Source organism: Sphingomonas sp. BL-S-29 (genome assembly GCF_055521495.1).
Genome location: NZ_CM145482.1, coordinates 3,216,214 through 3,237,308, shown reverse-complemented (window position 1 = coordinate 3,237,308; position 21,095 = coordinate 3,216,214). Strand labels below are relative to the sequence as shown.

Annotated in this window: 20 protein-coding genes; 7 read left to right on the top strand and 13 right to left on the bottom strand. The window is 65.5% G+C overall.

Annotation, left to right across the window (positions count from 1 at the left end):
• Positions 1-3 precede the first annotated feature (3 nt).
• From ACZ1I2_RS15380 to ACZ1I2_RS15355, 6 genes are read right to left on the bottom strand one after another with little or no spacing between them, the layout of a single operon-like run.
• The gene (locus ACZ1I2_RS15380) at positions 4-276 is read right to left on the bottom strand and encodes an HPr family phosphocarrier protein (RefSeq protein ID WP_465173272.1); all 273 of its coding nucleotides are present in this window, start codon (positions 274-276) and stop codon (positions 4-6) included.
• On the bottom strand, positions 276-683 hold the full coding sequence (locus ACZ1I2_RS15375; RefSeq protein ID WP_465173273.1) for a PTS sugar transporter subunit IIA: 408 nt from the start codon (positions 681-683) through the stop codon (positions 276-278). The genes ACZ1I2_RS15380 and ACZ1I2_RS15375 overlap by 1 nt, the downstream gene beginning before the upstream one ends.
• Positions 680-1,648, bottom strand: coding sequence for an RNase adapter RapZ (rapZ, locus tag ACZ1I2_RS15370; RefSeq protein ID WP_465173274.1), 969 nt, complete (start codon positions 1,646-1,648; stop codon positions 680-682). The genes ACZ1I2_RS15375 and rapZ overlap by 4 nt, the downstream gene beginning before the upstream one ends.
• Positions 1,645-2,067, bottom strand: a complete 423-nt coding sequence (locus ACZ1I2_RS15365) for an HPr kinase/phosphorylase (protein ID WP_465173275.1) — start codon at positions 2,065-2,067, stop codon at positions 1,645-1,647. The genes rapZ and ACZ1I2_RS15365 overlap by 4 nt, the downstream gene beginning before the upstream one ends.
• On the bottom strand, positions 2,064-3,632 hold the full coding sequence (locus ACZ1I2_RS15360) for a sensor histidine kinase (protein WP_465176666.1): 1,569 nt from the start codon (positions 3,630-3,632) through the stop codon (positions 2,064-2,066). The genes ACZ1I2_RS15365 and ACZ1I2_RS15360 overlap by 4 nt, the downstream gene beginning before the upstream one ends.
• Complete coding sequence (locus ACZ1I2_RS15355) at positions 3,601-4,308, bottom strand: response regulator transcription factor (protein ID WP_465176667.1); 708 nt, start codon at positions 4,306-4,308, stop codon at positions 3,601-3,603. The genes ACZ1I2_RS15360 and ACZ1I2_RS15355 overlap by 32 nt, the downstream gene beginning before the upstream one ends.
• A 194-nt stretch (positions 4,309-4,502) precedes the next feature.
• On the opposite strand from ACZ1I2_RS15355, the gene ACZ1I2_RS15350 reads away from it, so the two are divergent.
• The 5 genes from ACZ1I2_RS15350 (at position 4,503) to ACZ1I2_RS15330 (ending at position 8,516) form a co-directional block, all read left to right on the top strand.
• Positions 4,503-6,110: a phosphoenolpyruvate carboxykinase gene (locus tag ACZ1I2_RS15350; protein ID WP_465173278.1), complete on the top strand. Its 1,608-nt coding sequence runs from the start codon at positions 4,503-4,505 to the stop codon at positions 6,108-6,110.
• A gap of 39 nt (positions 6,111-6,149) precedes the next feature.
• Positions 6,150-6,602: a hypothetical protein gene (locus ACZ1I2_RS15345; protein ID WP_465176668.1), complete on the top strand. Its 453-nt coding sequence runs from the start codon at positions 6,150-6,152 to the stop codon at positions 6,600-6,602.
• Between the two features lie 38 nt (positions 6,603-6,640).
• A complete protein-coding gene (locus ACZ1I2_RS15340) occupies positions 6,641-7,000 on the top strand; it encodes a hypothetical protein (RefSeq protein ID WP_465173280.1) in 360 nt (119 codons plus the stop codon).
• Positions 7,001-7,209: 209 nt separating this feature from the next.
• Positions 7,210-7,611 carry a transposase gene (locus ACZ1I2_RS15335; RefSeq protein ID WP_465172448.1) on the top strand — a complete coding sequence of 134 codons (402 nt, stop codon included), beginning with the start codon at positions 7,210-7,212 and terminating at the stop codon, positions 7,609-7,611.
• The gene (locus tag ACZ1I2_RS15330; protein WP_465176237.1) at positions 7,608-8,516 is read left to right on the top strand and encodes an IS3 family transposase; all 909 of its coding nucleotides are present in this window, start codon (positions 7,608-7,610) and stop codon (positions 8,514-8,516) included. Before ACZ1I2_RS15335 ends, ACZ1I2_RS15330 begins: the two co-directional genes overlap by 4 nt.
• A 339-nt stretch (positions 8,517-8,855) precedes the next feature.
• Here the strand turns inward: ACZ1I2_RS15330 and ACZ1I2_RS15325 are convergent, their stop codons facing one another.
• Both ACZ1I2_RS15325 and ACZ1I2_RS15320 read right to left on the bottom strand, forming a co-directional pair.
• On the bottom strand, positions 8,856-9,305 hold the full coding sequence (locus tag ACZ1I2_RS15325; protein WP_465173281.1) for an NfeD family protein: 450 nt from the start codon (positions 9,303-9,305) through the stop codon (positions 8,856-8,858).
• The gene (locus tag ACZ1I2_RS15320) at positions 9,302-10,276 is read right to left on the bottom strand and encodes an SPFH domain-containing protein (protein ID WP_465173282.1); all 975 of its coding nucleotides are present in this window, start codon (positions 10,274-10,276) and stop codon (positions 9,302-9,304) included. The genes ACZ1I2_RS15325 and ACZ1I2_RS15320 overlap by 4 nt, the downstream gene beginning before the upstream one ends.
• A gap of 173 nt (positions 10,277-10,449) precedes the next feature.
• Here ACZ1I2_RS15320 and guaB point away from each other — a divergent pair, with 173 nt between their 5' ends.
• Positions 10,450-11,907 carry an IMP dehydrogenase gene (gene guaB, locus ACZ1I2_RS15315; RefSeq protein ID WP_465173283.1) on the top strand — a complete coding sequence of 486 codons (1,458 nt, stop codon included), beginning with the start codon at positions 10,450-10,452 and terminating at the stop codon, positions 11,905-11,907.
• Positions 11,908-11,916: 9 nt separating this feature from the next.
• Here guaB and ACZ1I2_RS15310 read toward each other — a convergent pair whose 3' ends face one another.
• Positions 11,917-12,441, bottom strand: a complete 525-nt coding sequence (locus tag ACZ1I2_RS15310) for a gamma carbonic anhydrase family protein (protein ID WP_465176669.1) — start codon at positions 12,439-12,441, stop codon at positions 11,917-11,919.
• Positions 12,442-12,604: 163 nt separating this feature from the next.
• Between ACZ1I2_RS15310 and ACZ1I2_RS15305 the strand changes: the two genes are divergently transcribed.
• Entirely contained in the window at positions 12,605-14,146 is a 1,542-nt protein-coding gene (locus ACZ1I2_RS15305; RefSeq protein WP_465176670.1) for a glucuronyl esterase domain-containing protein, read from the top strand.
• Positions 14,147-14,256: 110 nt separating this feature from the next.
• Here the strand turns inward: ACZ1I2_RS15305 and ACZ1I2_RS15300 are convergent, their stop codons facing one another.
• From ACZ1I2_RS15300 to ACZ1I2_RS15285, 4 genes are all read right to left on the bottom strand, one after another.
• Positions 14,257-14,991 (bottom strand): GDSL-type esterase/lipase family protein, encoded by a 735-nt coding sequence (locus tag ACZ1I2_RS15300; RefSeq protein WP_465176671.1) that lies wholly within the window; start codon positions 14,989-14,991, stop codon positions 14,257-14,259.
• A 69-nt stretch (positions 14,992-15,060) separates the two neighbouring features.
• The gene (locus tag ACZ1I2_RS15295) at positions 15,061-15,426 is read right to left on the bottom strand and encodes a hypothetical protein (protein WP_465173287.1); all 366 of its coding nucleotides are present in this window, start codon (positions 15,424-15,426) and stop codon (positions 15,061-15,063) included.
• 464 nt (positions 15,427-15,890) lie between these two features.
• On the bottom strand, positions 15,891-17,816 hold the full coding sequence (locus tag ACZ1I2_RS15290) for a pyrroloquinoline quinone-dependent dehydrogenase (RefSeq protein ID WP_465176672.1): 1,926 nt from the start codon (positions 17,814-17,816) through the stop codon (positions 15,891-15,893).
• A gap of 161 nt (positions 17,817-17,977) precedes the next feature.
• Entirely contained in the window at positions 17,978-20,899 is a 2,922-nt protein-coding gene (locus ACZ1I2_RS15285; RefSeq protein WP_465176673.1) for a TonB-dependent receptor domain-containing protein, read from the bottom strand.
• Positions 20,900-21,095 lie beyond the last annotated feature (196 nt).

The following is a 21,095-nucleotide window of genomic DNA, read 5'->3' as shown; positions in this document are numbered from 1 at the left end:
GGCTCACTCCTCCCCGAACTTGGCCTCGACCAGCTGGCACAGCGCGCCGACGGCCTGTTCGGCACCGTCGCCCTCGGCGCTGATGACGATCGAATCGCCCATCGCCGCGCCGAGCATCATCAGGCCCATGATCGAGGTGCCGGTCACGCTGCCGGCGCCATCCTTCTCCACCGCGACTTCGACGGGTTGAGTCGAGGCGAGGGTGACGAACTTGGCGCTTGCCCTGGCGTGGAGCCCCCGCTTGTTGGTGATCAGGACCGTGCGACTGACCGGCATCAGGCAGCCGCCTCGCCAAGAACCTCGGAGGCTACCGAGATATATTTACGCCCGGCCTCGCGCGCTGCCGCGACGGCATCGACCACTTTCATTGCCTTGCGGGCCGATTCGAGCCGGATCAGCATCGGCAGATTGATGCCCGCGATGACCTCGATACGGCCGCGCTCCATCAGCGAGATGGCAAGATTGGAGGGCGTGCCGCCGAACAGGTCGGTCAGCACGATCACGCCGCGCCCGCTGTCGACCGCGGCGATCGCCTTGGCGATGTCGGCGCGGCGCGCCTCCATATCGTCGTCAGGGCCGATCGCGATCGTCGCGATACGTTCCTGCTTGCCGACGACATGCTCCATCGCGGTCACGAATTCCTCGGCGAGGCGTCCGTGCGTCACCAGAACCAGGCCTATCATTGCCCCGACTCTTTCATTGCAGTTTCACTCACTGAAAGACCGTCCCCTTGGGCATTTTCTGCCGCACCCTCAAGCGAGTCTTGCGGCGCTGCAGCAAGATCGCGGTGCGCGACCGTGGGCGAAAATCCTTCGTCGCGCAACCTTGCGGCCACTCGCTCCGCCACATGCACGGAACGGTGCCGCCCGCCGGTGCAGCCAAAGGCCATGGTGACATAGGATTTCCCCTCGGCCCGGTAACGCGGGAGCAGGAACAGCAGCAGCGACTCGATCTGCGTCATCGCCATATCATAGGCCGGATCGGCCGCGACATAAGCGCTGACATCCTTGTCCAGACCCGTTCCGGGACGAAGCTCCGGTACCCAGTGGGGATTGCGCAGGAAGCGCATGTCGAACACCAGATCGGCGTTGCGCGGCAGCCCGCGGGCATAGCCGAACGACATCACCGACAGCGTCGGTTCGCCAAGTCCCTCGCCTGAAAAGGTCGATCGCACCTGTTGCGCCAGCTCATTGCCGGTGAGGTTGGTGGTATCGATCAGCCGGTTGGCCCAGCGCCGCAGCGGCGCGAGCAACTCGCGCTCGCGTGCGATGCCGTCCGAGGCGGGGCGATCGAGCGCGAGCGGATGGCGCCGGCGCGTCTCCGAATAGCGCCGCTCGAGCTCGCCACCAGAGCAATCGAGGAACAGGGTGCCGATGTCATGGCCGTGTTCCTCGCGGAGCTTCTTGATCCGCTTCACGATCCGATCGGGGTCGAAATCGCGGGTGCGGGCACCGATACCGAGGGCGAGCGGCTGCGAGGACCGCTCGGCCCCTTCGGGCAAAGGGGCGCCAAGCAGCCGGTCGAGCAGGAGCAGCGGCAGATTGTCCACCACCTCCCAGCCCAGATCCTCGAGCGTCCGCAGCACGGTCGACTTGCCCGCGCCCGACATGCCGGTGACGAGCAATATATCCTTGGGGTCGCGCTTCATGGCGCGCGCTCTAGCAGGTGCTTCAAGGCAAGTTCCACCTTGATCGGCGCCGAAGCCTCGCGCGGATCGAGGGCGATCGCCGGTACCAGTACGCCCTCGAACCAGCGCGGCGCGGGTTCCGGCAGGCGTTCGACTTGCGCGCCGAGCCGGATCAGCAGCGCCACCGGCACAGGCTCAACATGGGTAACGGAGATGATTCCCACGCCGCGGATTTCCATCCGTCCGGCAATCGTCGCGGGTGCGCTGGCGAGCAACCGGTCGTCCGCCCTGGCCAATATCGTATAATCGTCGCTCACCAGCACCGCGCCGCGATCGATCAGGCGCAGGGCCAGATCGGACTTGCCGGCGCCCGACGGTCCTTCGATCAGCACCGCATAGCCGCCGATCGCCACGGTCGAGGCATGGATCGTCTCGCTCATCTTCTGTCCGATATAGGCAGGCGCACGACGAAACCCGCGCCGCTCAGGCGGTCTTCGCGCGATTCGACCGAGATCGCGCCCTGATGGCCTTCGACAATGGTCCGGGCGATGGCGAGGCCCAGCCCGCTATGCTTGCCGAACTCTTCGCCATCGGGGCGGAGCGACTGGAAGCGGCTGAACACCTGCTCGCGTGCTTCCTCGGGTACGCCGGGGCCTTCGTCCTCGACCCGCACGACCAGCTCGTCGCCGTCCCGCGCCGCCGACACCACGATCAGGCCGCCATCGGGCGAGAAGGATACGGCGTTCTCGATCAGGTTCTCGAACACACGCTCGAGCCTGCCGCCTTCGCCCATCGCGATTAGCGTCTCGCCCTTGCGCTGGTCGAAGCGGATCTGGATGTCGCGCTCGACGCCGCGTTCGGCGCGCTGATCGAGCAGGGCGGCGATCATCGCGCCGATATCGACATCCTCGAACTTGGCGCGGCTGAGCTGCGCGTCGAGGCGCGAGGCCTCCGAAATGTCGGTGATCAGCCGGTCGAGCCGGTGCACATCGTCGCGCACGATCGCCAGCAGCCGCTCCTGCAGTTCCGGGTCCTTGACGGAATTGAGCCCTTCGACCGCCGACCGCAGCGAGGCGAGGGGGTTCTTCATCTCGTGCGTCACGTCCGCGGCAAAGGCCTCGGTCGCGTCGATTCGCGCGCGCAGCGCGAGGCTCATGTCCGACAAGGCGCGGGCGAGCATGCCCAGCTCGTCGCGGCGCGAGGGCAGGCGGGGCACCACGACCTCGCGCGCGCGCCCCAGCCGCACCCGCACCGCGGCGCGCGCGAGACGCCGCAACGGGCGCACGATCGTCCGGGCGAGGAACAGCGAGAGCAGGATCGAGATCGCCGAGACTATCGCCAGCACGACGCCGAGGCGAAAGCGTTCGACCCGCACCGTCTGGGTGATATCCCGGGCGTTGACCGTGGTCATCACCACGCCGCCGGTCGGCAGGGCCGCCGCCGCCGTGATCACCGGCGTCCGATCGGGTGCGCGCCATACTGTCGCCGGCGCGCTCTCGGTGCTGCGCGCGGTATGGACATCGGGCCATTCCAGGCCCTCGGCGCGCTCGCGGTACAGGGGCGCCCGAGGCGCGCCGACCACGGTGTCGATCACCGCGTCGAGGAAGCGTGCCGTGTCCTGCTGCCAATCCTCCTTGTCGGGATCCTGAAGCACGACGTTGCGAAGGCCGAGCGCGCGCGTGTCGGTGACCAGCTTGCCCAGGTTGTCATAAACCCGGATGCGCGCGCCGGTGTCGCGCGCCAGCCGCAGGGCGAGGATATTGTGGCGATCCGGCGTGACCGCGCCCATCGCCTCGGCGATCAACCGCGCCTCGCGGCTCGCCTGCGCCACGCGGTTGTCGACGATCCGGCTGCGATAACTGTCGAGGTAGAAAAAGCCGCCGGCCAGCATCGCCAGCGCGATGATGTTGACCGCGAGGATGCGCGGCGTGAGCGATACCTGCCCTGACCAGCGAAGCGTCAGCTCGCGATCGTCATTCCTCGGAGAATCGGTAACCCGCGCCATATAAGGTCTCTATGGCATCGAACTCGGGGTCGATCTGCCGGAACTTGCGGCGCACGCGTTTGATGTGGCTGTCGATCGTGCGGTCGTCGACATAGATGTCGTCGTGATAGGCGGCATCCATCAGCTGATTGCGCGTCTTCACGATGCCCGGTCGCTGCGCCAGCGTTTCCAGGATCAGGAATTCAGTGACGGTCAGGGTCACGCCGGCGTCGTTCCAGGTCACCCTGTGCCTGGCCGTGTCCATCGACAGCCGTCCGCGGACCAGCGTGCCACCCGGATTCTCATCCTCGCCCGCGGTGCCCGCCACAGCCAGCTCCGATCGGCGCAGGATCGCACGGATCCGGGCGATCAGCAGCCGATGCGAGAAGGGCTTGGAGATATAGTCGTCGGCGCCCATCGCCAGGCCGAGCGCCTCGTCCAGCTCGTCATCCTTGGATGTCAGGAAGATCACCGGGGTGGTGCTCTTCTCGCGCAGCCGCCGGAGCAGCTCGAGCCCGTCCATGCGCGGCATCTTGATGTCGAAGATGGCGAGGTCCGGCGGATTCTCGATCAGCGCCTTCAGTGCCGTTTCTCCATCGGAATAGACCCGGGTGACGAATCCTTCGGCCTGGAGCGCGATCGATACGGAGGTGAGGATGTTGCGGTCGTCGTCGACGAGCGCGATCGAAGCCGTCATCGGCGGTGCAACCCTTGTGCTGTTGCGGGTGGACTAGTCCAAACTGACCCAGGGCTCAACTCAATGCGAAATATGGTTACCCAGTCCGATTGTCTCGACTGGACAATTGCCCGTTCCTGGCGATATGCGCGACTCGTGTCACGATAGTATTCCAGCGGTGTCGACCGCACGCCCGAAACAGGAGATCAAGGACCGTGAGCGATCGTATTCCCGATGCAGGCCTCGAAGCGCAGGGCATTGAAACACGCGCTACCCTGCACTGGAATCTGGTCACGGCCCGCCTGATCGAGGCCGCCGTCGCGCGCGGCGAGGGCAAGCTGTCCGCCGAGGGCCCGCTGGTCGTCGAGACCGGCCAGCACACCGGCCGGTCGGCCCAGGACAAGTTCATCGTCCGCGACGCCGAGACCGAGAGCACCGTCTGGTGGGGCAAGAGCAACAAGTCGATGACGCCGGAGCATTTCGCGGCGCTCAAGGCCGACTTCATTGCCGCCCTGAAGGAAAAGGAAGACCTGTTCATCCAGGATCTGTTCGGCGGATCGCAGCCGGAACACCGCGTCCGCGTGCGCATCGTCAACGAGCTTGCCTGGCACAACAGCTTCATCCGCACCATGCTGGTGCGCCCGGAAGAGAGCGAGCTGCGCGGCTTCGAGGCCGAATACACCATCATCGACCTGCCGACCTTCCGTGCCGACCCGGCGCGCCATGGCTGCCGCAGCGAGACCGTGATCGCGGTCAGCTTCACCGAGAAGCTGATCCTGATCGGCGGCACGCGCTATGCGGGTGAGATGAAGAAGTCGGTGTTCAGCCTGCTCAACTATCTGCTGCCGCCGACCGGCGTGATGCCGATGCATTGCTCGGCCAACATCGGGCCAAAGGGGGACACCGCGGTGTTCTTCGGCCTGTCCGGCACCGGCAAGACCACGCTGTCGGCCGATGCGTCGCGCACGCTGATCGGCGACGACGAGCATGGCTGGTCGGACACGGCGGTATTCAATTTCGAGGGCGGCTGCTACGCCAAGATGATCCGCCTGTCGGCCGATGCCGAGCCGGAAATCTTCGCGACCACCAAGCGGTTCGGCACGATCCTCGAAAATGTCGTGATGGACAATGTCACGCGCCAGCTCGACCTCGACGACGCCAGCCTCGCCGAGAACAGCCGCGGCGCCTATCCGATCGACTTCATCCCCAATGCCTCGGAAGAGAATATGGGGCCGGTGCCGCGCAACATCGTGATGCTGACGGCGGACGCCTATGGCATCCTGCCGCCGATCTCGAAGCTGACCCCGGAACAGGCCATGTATCACTTCCTCTCAGGCTACACGGCGCGCGTCGCCGGCACCGAGATCGGCGTGACCGAGCCCGATGCGACCTTCTCGACCTGCTTCGGCGCGCCGTTCATGGCGCGGCACCCGTCGGTCTACGGCAATCTGCTCAAGGAGCGGATCGCCAAGGGCGGCGTGGATTGCTGGCTGGTCAATACCGGCTGGACCGGTGGGAAATACGGCATCGGCCGGCGCATGCCGATCAAGGCGACCCGCGCCCTGCTCAACGCCGCGCTGGACGGCAGCCTGAACAACGCCGAATTCCGTACCGATCCCAATTTCGGCTTCCGGGTCCCGGTCAGCGTCGCGGGCGTCGACACCGCGATCCTCGATCCGCGCGAAACCTGGCCGGACAAGGACGAATATGACGCGACGGCGGCCAGACTGGTCGACCTGTTCGTCGATAATTTCGCGCAATTCGCGGACGATGTGGACGAGGGGGTGCGCCAGGCCGCTCCCAGGACCGCAGAAGCCGCGTAACCGACCCGGTCATCGATCGGGCCAGAGAAAGCCCGATCGATGACCGACCTTTCGTACCGACCCTTTGCTGACGACGCCTCGATCCGCCGGATCGGGGAAGGATTGCTCGCGTGCACCTTGCCGCGCGCCGAATGGACTCACGAGGCGCATCTCGCCGCCACGCTCTGGCTGATCCGCGACCGCCCCGATGTGGATGCCGATGCGCGGATCGGCGAGATCATCGCGCGCTACAATGAGAGCGTTGGCGGCGTGAATGACGACACCCAGGGCTATCACGATACGATCACGCATGTGTTCGTGGCGGGCATTCGCCTGCACCTTGCCGGCCGTGATGCGAACGAGCCTCTTGTCGACGCCGTCAATGCCTTGCTCGCGAGTCCGATGGGCACGCGCGACTGGCCGCTTGGCTTCTACAGCCGCAACCGGCTGTTTTCCGTGGCGGCCCGGCGCAAATTCGCGGCACCCGACCTCGCGCTGCTTCCGGTACCGTGATACACTGGCCGAACATCAAATGGCCTTAGGAACGCATCATGGGACTGCTCGACGGACTGCTGGGACAAGTGGCCCAGAATGTCGACATCAAGAACCTCGCGGCCAAGGTCGGGCTGACCCCCGAACAGGTCGAGAGCGCGGTGACCGCGCTCGGCCAGGCGCATACGGCACCCACCGATACGGTCGCGACGGCGGCCGCGTCCACCGGCCTGCCGGAGGACACGCTGCAGCAGATCATTGGCCATATCGGCGGCGAAGGCGCGTTGGGGAAGTTCGCCGGCCTGCTGGAAGGCTCGGGCATGCTCGGCAAGGTCGGCGGGATGATCGACCAGGACGGTGACGGCAATCCGATGAACGAGATTGCCGGCTTCGCCAAGGGCCTGTTCGGCAAGAGCTGAGGGTCAGGCGCGAGCCGGAAATTCCCTGTTATGGGCGATTAACAGGGAATTTCGTTTTTTTGCCCGTTTTCGCGCGTGTTTGTGCAGATTTTATGTCTGTATATCAGGATCTTGATCCGGAATTCCCTGTTATTGGATAACAGGGAATTGGAATGACCCCCTAGACTGAGACATGAAATAAGAGAGAGCTCTCTGGATGGAGGGCAAGAATGTCGAAGGACCATCGACGACGGCACGACCGGGGGTTCAAGCTGTGGGTTGTGGGTCGGATTGAGTCGGGCGAGCGGGTGTCAGCCTTGTCGCTCGAGTTGGGGATCAGGGATAATCTGCTGTACCGGTGGCGCAATGCGGTGCGGGCGGGCGGGGAGCAGGCGCTGCGCGATCCGGGTCGTCCGGGGCGCGTAGCGGATGCGATGGCTAGCCAGGCGGCGGTTGGTGAGATCCGCGATGTTGCCACAGCGCAGCGTCAGATCGAGGCCTTGCAGCGCAAGATCGGCGAGCAGCAGGTGGCGCTGGATTTTTTCAAAGGCGCCTTGCGGCGTATCGAGGCGTCACGCCAGCCGAGCGACGGTGCTGGCGAGACGACGTCTTCGCCGAGATCCAGGCGATGACGGGTTCGCAAGGCGAGGGATCGGCGCTGTCGACAGAGGCGCTGTGCCAGTTGGCCGGGGTAAGCCGGGCCAGCTATTACCGGCGCTGGCGCGAGCATGCGCCAAAAGTGGAAGAGACGGCGCTGCGCGATCAGGTGCAGCGGCTGTGCCTGGCGCAGCGCTTCTATGGCTATCGCCGGATCACCGCGCTGCTCAGGCGTGACGGTTGGTGCGTCAACCACAAGCGGGTGGCCCGGCTGATGCGCGAGGACAATCTGCTGTGCCTGCGGGGTCGGACGTTCCGGCCGGCGACGACGGATGCGCGGCACGGCTGGCGGGTGTGGCCCAATCTGGCGCGCGCGATGCAACCGATGGCGATCAACCAGCTATGGGTGGCGGACATCACCTATGTCCATCTGGCCGAGGCGTTCGTCTATCTGGCGGTGATCCTCGACGCGTTCAGCCGCAAGGTGGTCGGCTGGGCGATGGCGGACCATCTGCGCGCCGAGCTGGCGCTCGAGGCGCTCGCCATGGCGCTGGAGCGACGCAGGGTGACCGCGGACGGTCTGGTCCATCACTCCGACCGAGGCGTGCAATATGCTTGCGGCGCGTACATCGCCCGGCTCGAAGCCGCCGGCATCATCCCCAGCATGAGCCGTGCGGGCTGCCCTTACGACAACGCCATGGCCGAGAGCTTCATGAAGACCCTGAAGCAGGAGGAGGTCGACGGTACCGGCTATCGCGACCTCGCCGACGCACGCGAGCGGATCGGGACCTTCATCGAGCAGGTCTACAATCGCCAGCGCCTGCACTCCGCCTTGGCCTACAGGTCGCCCGACGAGTATGAGGAAACCATGCGAAGGGCTGCTGCGCAGCAGCCCTTCAAACAAGCAACCGAGCTCTCTCTAATTAACGTGTCTCACTAAAGGGGGTCACTCCAGAATTCTGCACGGCATAACAGGGAATTTTCGGATGGATCAGGGAATGGAGGCTGCTCCAAACGGGTGAGCGCATCGATTACGTCCGTCATGCCGGGCTTGTTCCGGCATCCACCGGTCCACAAGTGCGAAAACCCCCACAAGTGCGAAAACCCGTTGTACGCGGCACGGTGGACCGTGGAACACGTCCGGGGCGATGCGTGGGGTGAGGAGCCGGAACCCAGGGAGCGTCCGGACCAACGATAAGAAAGAGCAGGACCGTCGCAACGCATCCGGTCCAGCGCCTCATGCGACAATCTCCGCCGCATTTGAATCAAGCCCAAATCGTCAGGCAGGCTCCACCAGCAGAACGCTGCCCGTCGCCCCGACGATCCGGACCAGCGCGCCCGCGGCCGCGTCAGGACCACGGGCCTTCCAGGCGCCGTCGCCCACCTTCACGCGGCCTTCGCCGCCGGCGATGGCGTCGCACACTTCGGCCGTCGTCCCGATCAGGCGAGAGGTGCGGTCGTTGAGCAGTGGATCTTCGGTCGCGACTTCGCTCTGGTGGTACCAGCGCCGGCCCAGCCCGACCGCCGCGGTGGTGAACAGGGCGAACAGCACCGCCTGCACCAGCAGCGGCAATCCCGGCAGCGCGAGCAATGCAAAGCCGGTCAGCGCCGCGCCGGCCGCGAGAAAGATCATGAAGAAACCCGGCGCGATCAACTCCGCGATGGCCAGCGCCAGCGCGGCGGCGAGCCAGAGCGCACCATGACTCCAGACGAAGCCGAGAAAGATCATTGCGGGCCTCCTTCGAACGGACCGCGCGGGCGTGCCGGCGGACGCGGTGCGGGCGGTGACGCGCGGTCGGCAAAGGCATCCCGCGCGAGCTCGCCGATGCCGCCGAGCGTGCCGATCAGCTGAGTCGCCTCGACCGGGAACAGGATCGTCTTGGCATTGGGCGAGGTGGCGAACTTGCCCACCGCCTCGACATATTTCTGCGCGATGAAATAGTTGAGCGACTGGCTGCTCCCGGCCTCGATCGCGTCGGACACCATCTTGGTCGCGGTCGCTTCGGCCTCGGCCGAGCGTTCGCGCGCCTCGGCGTCGCGGAAGGCGGCTTCCTTGCGCCCCTCGGCCTCGAGGATCTGCGCCTGTTTCAGGCCTTCGGCGCGGTTGATCTCGTTCTGCCGTGCCGCTTCGGATTCGAGGATGGTCGCACGCTTCTCGCGCTCGGCCTTCATCTGGCGAGTCATGGCGTTGACGATATCGGCGGGCGGCCGGATGTCCTTCAGCTCGACGCGCGTGATCTTCACGCCCCATGCCTCGGTCGCCTGATCGACCACCTGGAGCAGCCTTGTGTTGATCTCGTCGCGCTTCGACAGCGTTTCGTCCAGGTCCATCGAACCCATCACCGTGCGCAGATTGGTGGTCGAGAGCTGCATGATCGCGAGATAGAGATCGCTGACCTCATAGGCGGCCTTGGCAGCGTCGAGCACCTGGAAGAACACGACGCCGTCGACCGCGACCATCGCGTTGTCCTTGGTGATGATCTCCTGGCCCGGAATGTCGAGCACCTGCTCCATCATGTTCACGCGCCGGCCGACCCGGTAGAAAAAGGCCGGATAGAAGTTGAGGCCGGGCCGCGCGACGGTGGTGAAGCGGCCGAAATGTTCGATGGTGTATTGATAGCCCTGGCGGACGACCTTGATGCTGGTCATGAAGTAGAAAATGACGGCGACCAGAACCAGGCCGGCGAGCGTGAGAGTCATGCTGTGAAACCCCGACAATGAGCCGCGAGAGGCACGGCCGCCATCTTCAGATTAGCAGATTGGCGGGGCCGTTATAGCGAAATGCGACACGAGTGGCGGGGCCCCTAGCGCAGCAGCGGCCCCTTGTTTACATGGACCGCCACGACTCGCTCCCCGCAGGAAACTGGCACCCCATGGACATTCGCCTCGGCCTCACCTTCGACGACGTATTGCTCGTGCCGGCGGAGTCCGACATCGTCCCGAGCCAGACCAACACGGCGACACGAGTGACGCGCGAGATCGCGCTCGACATCCCGATCCTTTCCTCGGCCATGGATACGGTGACCGAGGCCGACATGGCGATCGTCATGGCGCAGCTCGGCGGTATCGGTGTGCTTCACCGTAATCTCGAAGTCGCCGAACAGGTCGCGGCGGTGCGGGCGGTGAAGCGCTTCGAATCCGGCATGGTGGTCAACCCGATCACCATCGCGCCCGAGGCAACGCTGGCGGAAGCGCAGGCGTTGATGACGCGCAACAAGATCAGCGGCATCCCCGTGGTCGAGGCAAGCGGCAAGCTGGTCGGCATCCTGACCAACCGCGACGTTCGCTTTGCCGGCAATCCGCGCCAGCCGGTCGCGGAGCTGATGACGCATGAGAATCTCGCGACCGTCGCACCGGGTGTGAGCCAGGAGGAAGCGCGCCGCCTGCTGCATCAGCGCCGCATCGAGAAGCTTCTCGTCGTCGACGAGGCTTACCGCTGCATCGGCCTGATCACGGTGAAGGATATCGAGAAGGCGGTGACCTATCCCAACGCGACCAAGGACGCGACCGGGCGGCTGCGCGTGGCGGCGGCGACGACGGTCGGGGACAAGGGGTTCGAGCGGACCGAAGCGCTGGTCGACGCGGAGCTGGATCTCGTCGTCATCGACACCGCGCATGGCCATAATCGCGACGTAGCGCGCGCGGTCGAGCGGGTGAAGCGGCTGAGCAATTCAGTGCAGGTCATCGCCGGCAACGTCGCCACCGCCGAGGCGACACGCGCCCTGATCGATGCGGGTGCCGACGGCATCAAGGTCGGCATCGGCCCGGGCTCGATCTGCACCACGCGCGTCGTCGCCGGCGTCGGCGTGCCGCAGCTCACCGCAGTGATGGATTGCGCCGAGATCGGGCTAAAGGCCGGCGTGCCGGTGATCGCCGATGGCGGCCTGCGTACCTCGGGCGATCTCGCCAAGGCACTCGCGGCGGGCGCATCGGCCTGCATGATCGGCTCGCTGCTCGCCGGCACGGAAGAAGCCCCTGGCGAAAGCTTCCTGTACCAGGGACGCGCCTATAAATCCTATCGCGGCATGGGCTCGGTTGGCGCGATGGGTCGCGGTTCAGCGGATCGTTACTTCCAGGGCGACATCAAGGACCAGCTCAAGCTGGTGCCCGAGGGGATCGAGGGCCAGGTGGCTTTCAAAGGCCCCGCACGCGACGTGATCCATCAACTGGTTGGCGGCATCCGCGCCGCCATGGGCTATACGGGATCGGCGACGATCGAGGACCTGCAGCGGCGCGCGCGGTTCGTACAGATCACCGGCGCGGGCCTGCGCGAGAGCCATGTCCATGACGTGACGATCACGCGCGAGGCGCCGAATTACCCGACGCGGTAATCGCGCGGATCACCCGACCCTGGTCAGCCCCGCGCTATACGCCTTGCCCTTGTCGACATAATGCTGGGCGGACGCCTTGAGCATCGCCGCGGCATCCTCGTCCAGGGTGCGGATCGCCTTGGCCGGGCTGCCAACGATCAGGCTGTTCGGCTCGAACACCTTACCCTCCGTCACCAGGGCGTTCGCGCCGACGATACAGCCATCGCCGATCACGGCGTTGTTGAGAATGATCGCGCCCATGCCGATCAGCACATTGTTGCCGATGGTGCAGCCATGGAGGATGGCGTGGTGGCCGATGGTGCAGTCGGCGCCGACCGTCAGCGGCGCGCCTGGGTCGGAATGGCACATCGCGCTTTCCTGGATGTTGCTGCGCGTGCCGATGACGATAGGGGTGTTGTCCGCGCGGATGACAGCGCCGAACCAGACGCTCGATTCATCGGCCAGATGCGTGTCGCCGATCACATCCGCGCTGGGCGCGACCCATACGTCGGTTCCGACCACGGGCTGTTTTCCGTCGATGGCGTAAAGCGGCATTGGCATCCTCCTCGTTTCGCGTCGCATAGCGTGCGGCGAGGGCGAGGGGGAGAGAATATGGCCCACCCCGTCGACTTGCCGACAATCGCGATTGCAATCATGTCCTCGCCGTATATCCTATATGATGTGAGGCGCGCAGGCGTCCACCCTGGAGGGGATTGCCATGAAAATCGCGTTGCTGCGCTCGTGTTGCGCTCTCGCCATGCTGTCCGGCTCGGCGATGTCCGGATCGACGCCGGCCCTCTCGCAGCAAGGCGGGTCGCAACAGGGAGCGGTGACGCCGTGGACCGCGGAACAGGACCATCAGAACATGATGGACCAGCTCGGCATCAAGACCCTGCGCCCCGGCCATAGCGGCCAGCCCGATGGGCCGAACCCGGCCAATTACGATCCCGCCAGGGCGAACCCTTTTCCCGACTGGCCCGAGATCCTCACGCTGAACAACGGCAGGAAGGTCACCACCGCGGATGGTTGGTGGAAGCAACGCCGGCCCGAGATCGTCGAGGCGTTCGAGCGCGAGGTGGTCGGGCGCATCCCGTCCAATGTGCCCAAGGTCAGCTGGTCGGTCGCGAGCACTGACAATGAGTATATCAGCGGCAAGCGTATCGTCGCGAAGCAGCTGATCGGCCGGGTCGACAACAGCGCCTATCCGGCGATCGAGGTCGGCATCCGGATGACCCTGGTGCTGCCGGCCGAGACGACCAAACCGGTGCCGGTGCTGATCATGTTCGGCGCGGCGCGCTATCCGGCGCCGAGCCAGCCGACCGCCGACGAAGCGGCGAAGATCGACGCGGCGATGAAGGCCGATCTCGTCGCGCGCGACCCCTCACTGGCCGCGGCGTTCCAGGCGCATCCCGGGTTCGTCTTCGTCAGTCCGCCTAGCTTCTTTCCGGCGCCGCCGAGCGACGGTCGCATCTCCGACCTGATCGCCGCCGGCTGGGGCGTCGCGCTGGTCGATACGGGGAGCATCCAGGGCGACAATGGCGCCGGGCTGCGCAGCGGGATCATCGGGCTGACCAACAAGGGCCATCCGCGCAAGCCTGAGGATTGGGGTGCGCTCCGGGCCTGGGGCTGGGGTGCGAGCCGGGCGCTCGATTATCTCGAGACGGTGCCGGCGGTGGACGCGAAGCGAGTCGGGATCGAAGGCGTGTCGCGTTACGGCAAGGCTGCGCTGATCACCATGGCGTTCGACCAGCGGTTCGCGATGGTATTGGTCGGATCGTCGGGCGAGGGCGGGGCCAAGCCGCACCGCCGCAATTTCGGCGAGGCGGTCGAGAACCTCACGGGCACTGGCGGCTATCACTGGATGGCCGGCAACTTCCTGAAATATGGCGCGTCCAAGGCGACGTTCGGGGCGAAGACGCCAGGCGACATCCCGGTCGATGCGCATCAGCTGATCGCGCTGTGCGCACCGCGGCCGACCTTCATCAGCTATGGCGTGCCGGAGAAGGGCGACGCCAACTGGCTCGACCAGCAGGGGAGCTATATGGCGACCGTTGCGGCAGGGCAGGCATGGACCTTGCTCGGCGCGAAGGACCTTGGACTCGGTAACGATTATCGTACCGCGCAAAAGCCGCCGGTGCTGACCGACATGCTCGATGGGCAACTCGCCTGGCGCCAGCATGACGGCGGGCACACCGATGCGCCGAACATGAAATATTTCATCGCCTGGGCCGACCGGCAGATCGGATGGAAGGCGCCGTAGCAGCCACCCAATTCCGTTCGGGCTGAGCTTGTCGAAGCCCTGCTCTTTCTCTTGCCGGACGAAAGAAAGAACAGTCCTTCGACAAGCTCAGGACGAACGGTGTGGTTGGGTCATCGTGTTCGCATTGCCTTGTCGATCGCGGCCTGGGCGAGTGGGGCCATCGCGGCAAAGGCCTCGGCATTGGGATGGACGCCGTCATGCGCGTAACCCGGTTTCATCCCGCCCTCCGGCGTGGCGATAGCGGGCCAGTAGTCGACATAGACCACGTGCTTTCGCGCGGCATAGTCCTTTAGCCAGGCATTCAGCGCCCTGATTTTCGGCGCGGGCTCGAGGCCCGGGCGCCAGGGAAATTCGATCGCGGGCGGGATCGAGGCGAGCACGACCTTGATACCATTGGCACGCGCGATCTCGACCATGCCGGCGACATAACCTTCGGTCTCCTCGGGCGTGGTCGGGCCGGTATTCTGCGCGACGTCGTTGGTGCCGGCCATGATGTGCACGACCGCCGGCTTGAGCGCGACCACGTCGCTGCGGAAACGGACGAGCATCTGCGGTGTGGTCTGGCCGGAAATGCCGCGGCCGACGAAATGGGCATTGCCCTTGATGAAGGGCTGCTCGGCCCAGCCCTGGGTGATCGAATCGCCCATGAACACGACGCGTTTCGGATCTGCAGCGGCAAGCAGCGGCTGGTTCGCCTCGCGATAGCGGTTGATGAACGCCCAGTCGCCATTCTCGCCCTGGCCGACCGGCGGCTTCGCGGCGGGCGCCGGCGTGGTTTGCGCCGAGAGTTGGACGCAGGACAGCGCAACCGCGCCTATCAGGCTGACAGTGACGAGGGCCCGCATGCATCTCTCCCATTTGTTGGTTGCCGAAACCTATCGGGATCGGCGTGCGGATGCACGCGCGAAGCGACGTCAGGCGAGCGCGGCGGTCTCCGGGCGGATCATCGAGCGCAGCATGATCCGGCAGGAGCGCACCGCAACCCGCAACGCCGCGACGAGATCGGGGCGAAGCTGGTCGGTCGGCGGTGCCACGTCATCGCCCTCGAGCAGATCGAGCAGCCGGTGCTCGTCGTGCGTGATCGCGCTGTCCGACGGTGCGCCGGCATCGAAACGGCGGCGGGACGCTGCCTCGAACAGAGTCAGCAGGCCATCCAGCACCGGGGCGAGCAGGCCGTAACCCCGCGTTTCGAGCGGCGCGTACAAGGCAGGCTGGATCGAATTACCCGTGTCGCGCGCGACGCGCCAGCTTCGCACTGCCTCAAGAATCGCCGCTGTCATGGATGGGGCAGGCACAGCTATAACGGGACTCATCGTACATCCTTCCTGAGACCCCTTTACGCGTTGCCGCTTTTTGCGACTTGTTCGCAGGCGGTACGCCGATCCGGTTACACCGGCAAGACAGCAGCGCGGCTTTCCAACCGGTTTCGGAGGCATTTCGCCCATTTTCGGTCGCCACGCGGCCGACATTTTTCCTTCCGCTGTAACGTTGGATTTTCAAGACAAATAAGCGTTGAATTTACAAGGAGTTATGGTCGATTTTCCCTGTTACGGCATGACAGCGGAAAACAGGCTGCGAAAAAGCATCAATCGGGGCCGAAACAGGGGCTGTTTTTCCGCTGCGGCGAACGAAAAATTTCCAACCTGTCGAGCATGAGGAAAAGCCGCCAGGATGCGAGTCACCCCCGGGATGTCCGGAAGGCTGCACCAAAATCTCGCTCCGTTGAATCGCTGCGTCCCGGTCGTCAGCGGGCAAGCCCCTTCGGCAGCGCGAACGCCGTCAGCGCGTCGCTGGTGCGCGGGCTGTTGTGATAGCTGCCGCCGGTCGAGACCACCGCGACATATTGCCGGCCGTCAGTGCCGCGATAGGAGATTGGCGTCGCATGGGCCGAGGCCTCGAGCTTGTGAGTCCAGACTTCCTTTCCCGTCGCGATCTCGAAAGCACGGAAGCGGGAATCGTCGGTCGAGCCGATGAACAGCAGGCCGCCTGCGGTGGTGATCGCGCCGCCGGTACCGTGGCGGCCGGTGTCGCGCTTGCCCTCGGGCAGGCTGTCGGTGACGCCCAGCGTGCTTTGCCAGACGATCCTGCCGGTCCTGCTGTCGACCGCGCTGAGCTGGCCCCAGGGCGGGCGCTGGCACATCAGGCCGGTGCCGGGCTGCTGGAAACGACCGCCGATGCCGCCGGGCATCCAGGCGACCGGGCCGTCGGTCTTCACCATGGTGGTGACCTGGCCGAAATTGTTGGTGTTGACGAGGATATAGCCCGTCTTCGGATCGAAGGTCGCGCCGCCCCAGTTGGAGCCGCCCTCGGTGCCCGGGAAGACGATCAGCGGACGATCGGGCAGCATGGGCTGATACTGCACGCCCTCCGCCATGTTGTTGGTCCTGATCCAGGTCTCGCACCAGCTTTTCAGCTCGGGCGTGACGTCGGCGATGTCCTTCTCGATCGAGAAGGTCGTGCGGGCGAGCGGCGGGGTGACCGGGAAGGGCTGGGTAGGGGCGGCGCGCTCGCCCGGCACGGTGCTGGCCGGGACGGGGCGCTCCTCGACCGGATGGATCGGCTTGCCGGTGACCCGGTTGAGCATGAACAGCAGCGCGTTCTTCGCGACGACCGCGACCGCGGGTACGGTCTTGCCGCCGACCTTCGCGTCGAACAGCAGGGGCGCGGATTCGAGATCGATGTCCCAGATGTCGTGATGCACGACCTGGAAGTGCCAGAGATATTTGCCGGTGGCCGCATCGGCCGCGACCAGCGACGTGCCGAACAGATTGTCGCCGTGGCGGTCGCCGCCATACCGATCATGCGTCGGCGCGCCGATCGGCAGGTAGACGATGCCGCGCTTCGCATCGAGGCTCATGAAACCCCAGACATTGACGCCCGAGCGCTTCTCCGTGCTGCCCGGCGCCCAGCTGTCGTAGCCGAGCTCGCCCTTGCGGGGCACGGTGTGGAAGGTCCAGACGAGCTTGCCGGTGCGCGCATCCCAGGCGCGGACGTCGCCGCGCGCGCCGAGCGCCGGATTCTCCTGCACCGAGGAGCCGGTGATGATCAGGTTCCTGAACACGATCGGCGGGGTCGTCATGCCATATTGTGCGGCGGGCGACCCGTTCATGATCTCGTCGGTCTTCAGATTGACGACGCCCTTCTCGCCGAAGCCGGGCGCATAGGCGCCGGTGGCGGCGTCGAGGCCGATCAGCCGGCCGTCGCGCGTGCCGAAGAAGATGCGCGGGCCGGTCCTGCCGTCGCCGGCCCAATATTCGACGCCGCGCAGCGAGGGCTGGCCGGGGCCGGGGATCTCGCGGACCCAGATTTCCTTGCCCGTGGTCGCGTCGAGCGCGGCGACGCGGGAATAGGGGGTGGAGATGTACATGCGGTTGCCGACGACCAGCGGCGTCATCTCCGAACCGGCGAATTGCGAGGCGCGCTGGGCGCCGGCCCCTTCGGCGGCGCGGCGGGCAGCTTCGCCCATATCGGTTGCCGCCTCGGTATTGGCCGGCTTCATCCGATAGACCCAGGCGATCTGCAGGTCGTTCACATTGGCGGGCGTGATCTGGGCGAGCGGCGAGTGGCGCATCGCGCCCTTGTCGTGCCCATAGGTGGGCCAGTCGGTGCCGTCCTGCGCCAGGGCCGTGGTGGAAAGCAGGGCAAGGCCCAGGAACCCGATTTTCAGCATCTATCCACCTTGTTGCACCGTGCCGGCGCGGGGGCCTTCAATAGCATGGGGCCGAAGCCCCTACAGTGTGGTTCCGTGGACCTTCCCTCACTCCGCGAGCGCCGGAGAGCAAAAAAAGCCCGCCTTCCCGGATCGGGAAGGCGGGCCATGAGGGGGGTCGCTTAGAACTTCACTTTCAGCGCGACCGTGACGGTGCGGCCGAACGGGTTGTGGATCAGGCTGTAATAGCCGGCACCGGTATTGTAGAAGGGCGGGTCCTGATCGAAGATGTTGAGGCCGGAGACCGAGAGGCGCGAGCCGTTCAGGAAACCGCCCTTGAATTCATAGGCCATGTTCAAGTCGAACGTGGTCTGTGCCTTCACCTTGTCGCCGCCGCCGTTGGGGTTGCCATTGGCGTCCCGCGTGAGCGGGGCGACCGTGCTCGACGACCAGTTGCGGAAGCCGCCGGTATAGTTGGCGAACAGGCGCGCCGAGAAGGCACCGCCAGCCCAGCCGAGATACGCACGCGCCTTGCGCTTCAGCGACGGGAAGGTGCCGTTGTTGCCTGCGGTGTTGAGCACGCTGTACTTCGGGCCGGAGCCGAAGGACTGATCGAACTTGGTGAACTCCGTGCCCGAAAGACCGATGCTGAACGTGCCGGCGCTGTCGGTGCGGTAGTCATAGTCGATCTGGTAATCGATGCCCGAGATGTCCAGGTTCAGCCAGTTCGTGTTGAGCGTGTGGAAGATGTAGCTGGTGCACGCCGCGGTCACGTTGGTCTGCGGAATGCCCTGCGTCACCGCCGCGATCTGCGCCGGGGTGGCGCAGCTCGGGTAGAAGGTCAGCAGATATTGCGCCGACGCCGTGTTGATCACGTTGGCGAGCTGCGGACCGGTCACGCCACCGGTGAACTCGGTGTTCCAATAGGTGAAGGCGGCATGGAGACCGGGGACGAGCGAGGGCTCGACATCGAAGCCGAGCGACCAGCCGCTGCCTTCCTGCGGACCGGCATTGGGGTCGCCGGTGGTGTTCTGGATGCCCTGCAGCGTGCTGATGTTGCACAATGCCTGGCCGGCGCAGCCGGGCAGGATCTTGACGACGTCGGGATAGGCGGCGGTCGGCACCGAGATGTTGTTGGTCTGGGTGTTCCAGCCGGCAGTGCCGAAGGCGCCGAACTTGTCGCCGATGATCGTCAGCGGCGGTGCCACGAACGAGGTCGACCAGTTGCCGCGGAAGCGCAGGCCCTGGATCGGCTCGAGGTTGAAGCCGATCTTCGGGTTCGTCGTTTCGCCGAAATCGTCATAATGATCGTAGCGGCCGGCGAGCGAGATATCGAAGCGGCGGATGAACGTATCCATCTCCGGCGAAACGATCGGCACGTTCAACTCGACGAAACCCGAATAGACGGTGCGATCGAACGGGAAGAACAGCTGCTGCGAGCCGAGCGAGGCCGGGCCGCTGTTGTTGGCGCGCGACACGAACTGGCTGAGCTGAGTCTTGAGCAGCTCGGCGCCGAACGCGACTTTGACGGGGCCAGCCGGCAGATCGAACAGCGAGCCGCTCGCGCTGGCGCGGATCTGCTGATAGCCGCTGGTCGCACGGAGGCGGTTGGCGTTGTCGAGCAGCCGCGCGATCGTCGCCGCCGACGTGCGGTTGGTCGGGCCGGCCGGGTTCCACACGTCGAGCGCATTGTCCGCCGTCAGGGGCAATTGCGTGACGATGGTGGTGGTGCCGGGGATCGATATCTGGGTTAGCGAGCCAGCGCCATTGGTGGTGCCGTTCAGCGCCAGGTTGGCGACGCTGCTGTTGATCGCGCCAGTGGTGTAGGTCGTGCTCTCGTCGCGGCCGACACTGGCGAGGAAGTCCGCATGCCAGTCGTCAGTGATCTCGTAGGCCGCCGTGAAGTTGGCATACATCGAGTCGGAATCGGAGCGGCCATGGGCCGGGCCGACCAGATCGGTCGCATCCCAGGTGACGGTCTGCTTGTCGGCCGCGGCGCCGGTAACGCCGGTCGGGTTGACATAGAAGGGGTTCGCCTGCGCGCCAGTGCGGAAGACAGTGGCCTGGACAGTGCCGGCGCCCTGCAGCGTATCGTTGCGGCGGCGGGCATAGAGCAGGTCGAGGCCGATCGTCAGCTTGTCGGTAACATCGAAGCTGACCTTGCCCATCACGCTCTGGCGCTCTTCCTTGCCGACAAGGTCAGTCACGCCCCAGCTCGTGCAGGGGTAGCTAGCCGCGGCATTCGGCTGCGCCGTGCCCGTATAGGGCCCGTAATAGATGCCGCCCGCGCCGTTGGGCTGGACGCCGGCCGGCGAGCAGCTGCGCGTGAGGAAGCTGGTGCCACCCTGCGGGATATGGTTCGGATTGGTGAAGTCGCGGTCGGCGTTCCGCAGATTGTCCTGATAGCTGTACTGCGCGCCGATCACGGCCCAGCCGCGATCCCAGGTCTGGCCGGCGAGCAGGCCCGCCTGATAGCCGGTCGTGCCATTGCGCAGGGTGACCGAACCTTCGGCCTGGACGCCGTCGAAGCGCTTACGCGTGATGAAGTTGATGACCCCGGCGACCGCGTCCGACCCATAGACCGAAGACGCGCCCTCGGCGAGGACCTCGACGCGCTCCAGCATGATGTTGGGCACGATGTTGGGATCGAGGAACGTATGGTTGGTGCCGCCCGTCGGGCCGCGATGGCCGTCGATCAGCACCAGGGTGGAGTTGCTGGCGCTGGCGCCGAGCTGGTGGATGCTGGGCTGATAGAAAGCCGAGGTGTTGCCCTGACCGGTGATGCCGCTGAGCGACGGGACCGAGGCGAGCGCGCCGGTGACAGTCTGTGCACCGGTGTCATGCAGCGCTTCCGCGCCGACCGCGACGAGATTCGACCCGATCGGCGCGACGCCGCGGATGCTGGTACCCGTGACGACGATGTCCTGCTGGGGTTCTGCGGCGCTCTCGTCATCGGCGGCGGGGAGCGGTGCCGCCGGCGTCACCTGGGTCGCCTCCGCGCCTGGCGCCGTCTGCGCCCAGGCCGGCATGGCGGCGATGCACAGGGCAGTGCCCAGCGCCATCTTCGATCCACCACGGGCGAGATTCATCAATACCTTCGACAACGTGCATCCCCTACCTGGATTTGACCGGATTCGGCCTGTTCGCGAATCTTGTATACATCCCGAAAGTGAGGCGTCAACACACGTGTTCGAGCTTTCGGAACGGGGTGAAATAGTGTGGTTTTAGGGCCACAAGGTGCGGTCAAATCCCCGGATTTGTCGCCATTTGTGGTGCTATATATTATTATTTATCAAACAT

Coding starts and splice junctions, on each gene's coding strand:
- ACZ1I2_RS15325 (WP_465173281.1), bottom strand. CDS start 9,305: ATGATCTTTCTCGGCTTCGTCTGGAGTCATGGTGCGCTCTGGCTCGCC.
- ACZ1I2_RS15305 (WP_465176670.1), top strand. CDS start 12,605: ATGAAAATCGCGTTGCTGCGCTCGTGTTGCGCTCTCGCCATGCTGTCC.
- ACZ1I2_RS15300 (WP_465176671.1), bottom strand. CDS start 14,991: ATGCGGGCCCTCGTCACTGTCAGCCTGATAGGCGCGGTTGCGCTGTCC.
- ACZ1I2_RS15375 (WP_465173273.1), bottom strand. CDS start 683: ATGATAGGCCTGGTTCTGGTGACGCACGGACGCCTCGCCGAGGAATTC.
- ACZ1I2_RS15335 (WP_465172448.1), top strand. CDS start 7,210: ATGTCGAAGGACCATCGACGACGGCACGACCGGGGGTTCAAGCTGTGG.
- ACZ1I2_RS15290 (WP_465176672.1), bottom strand. CDS start 17,816: ATGCTGAAAATCGGGTTCCTGGGCCTTGCCCTGCTTTCCACCACGGCC.
- rapZ (WP_465173274.1), bottom strand. CDS start 1,648: ATGAAGCGCGACCCCAAGGATATATTGCTCGTCACCGGCATGTCGGGC.
- ACZ1I2_RS15320 (WP_465173282.1), bottom strand. CDS start 10,276: ATGACTCTCACGCTCGCCGGCCTGGTTCTGGTCGCCGTCATTTTCTAC.
- ACZ1I2_RS15365 (WP_465173275.1), bottom strand. CDS start 2,067: ATGAGCGAGACGATCCATGCCTCGACCGTGGCGATCGGCGGCTATGCG.
- guaB (WP_465173283.1), top strand. CDS start 10,450: ATGGACATTCGCCTCGGCCTCACCTTCGACGACGTATTGCTCGTGCCG.
- ACZ1I2_RS15345 (WP_465176668.1), top strand. CDS start 6,150: ATGACCGACCTTTCGTACCGACCCTTTGCTGACGACGCCTCGATCCGC.
- ACZ1I2_RS15355 (WP_465176667.1), bottom strand. CDS start 4,308: ATGACGGCTTCGATCGCGCTCGTCGACGACGACCGCAACATCCTCACC.
- ACZ1I2_RS15340 (WP_465173280.1), top strand. CDS start 6,641: ATGGGACTGCTCGACGGACTGCTGGGACAAGTGGCCCAGAATGTCGAC.
- ACZ1I2_RS15295 (WP_465173287.1), bottom strand. CDS start 15,426: ATGACAGCGGCGATTCTTGAGGCAGTGCGAAGCTGGCGCGTCGCGCGC.
- ACZ1I2_RS15330 (WP_465176237.1), top strand. CDS start 7,608: ATGACGGGTTCGCAAGGCGAGGGATCGGCGCTGTCGACAGAGGCGCTG.
- ACZ1I2_RS15360 (WP_465176666.1), bottom strand. CDS start 3,632: ATGGCGCGGGTTACCGATTCTCCGAGGAATGACGATCGCGAGCTGACG.
- ACZ1I2_RS15380 (WP_465173272.1), bottom strand. CDS start 276: ATGCCGGTCAGTCGCACGGTCCTGATCACCAACAAGCGGGGGCTCCAC.
- ACZ1I2_RS15310 (WP_465176669.1), bottom strand. CDS start 12,441: ATGCCGCTTTACGCCATCGACGGAAAACAGCCCGTGGTCGGAACCGAC.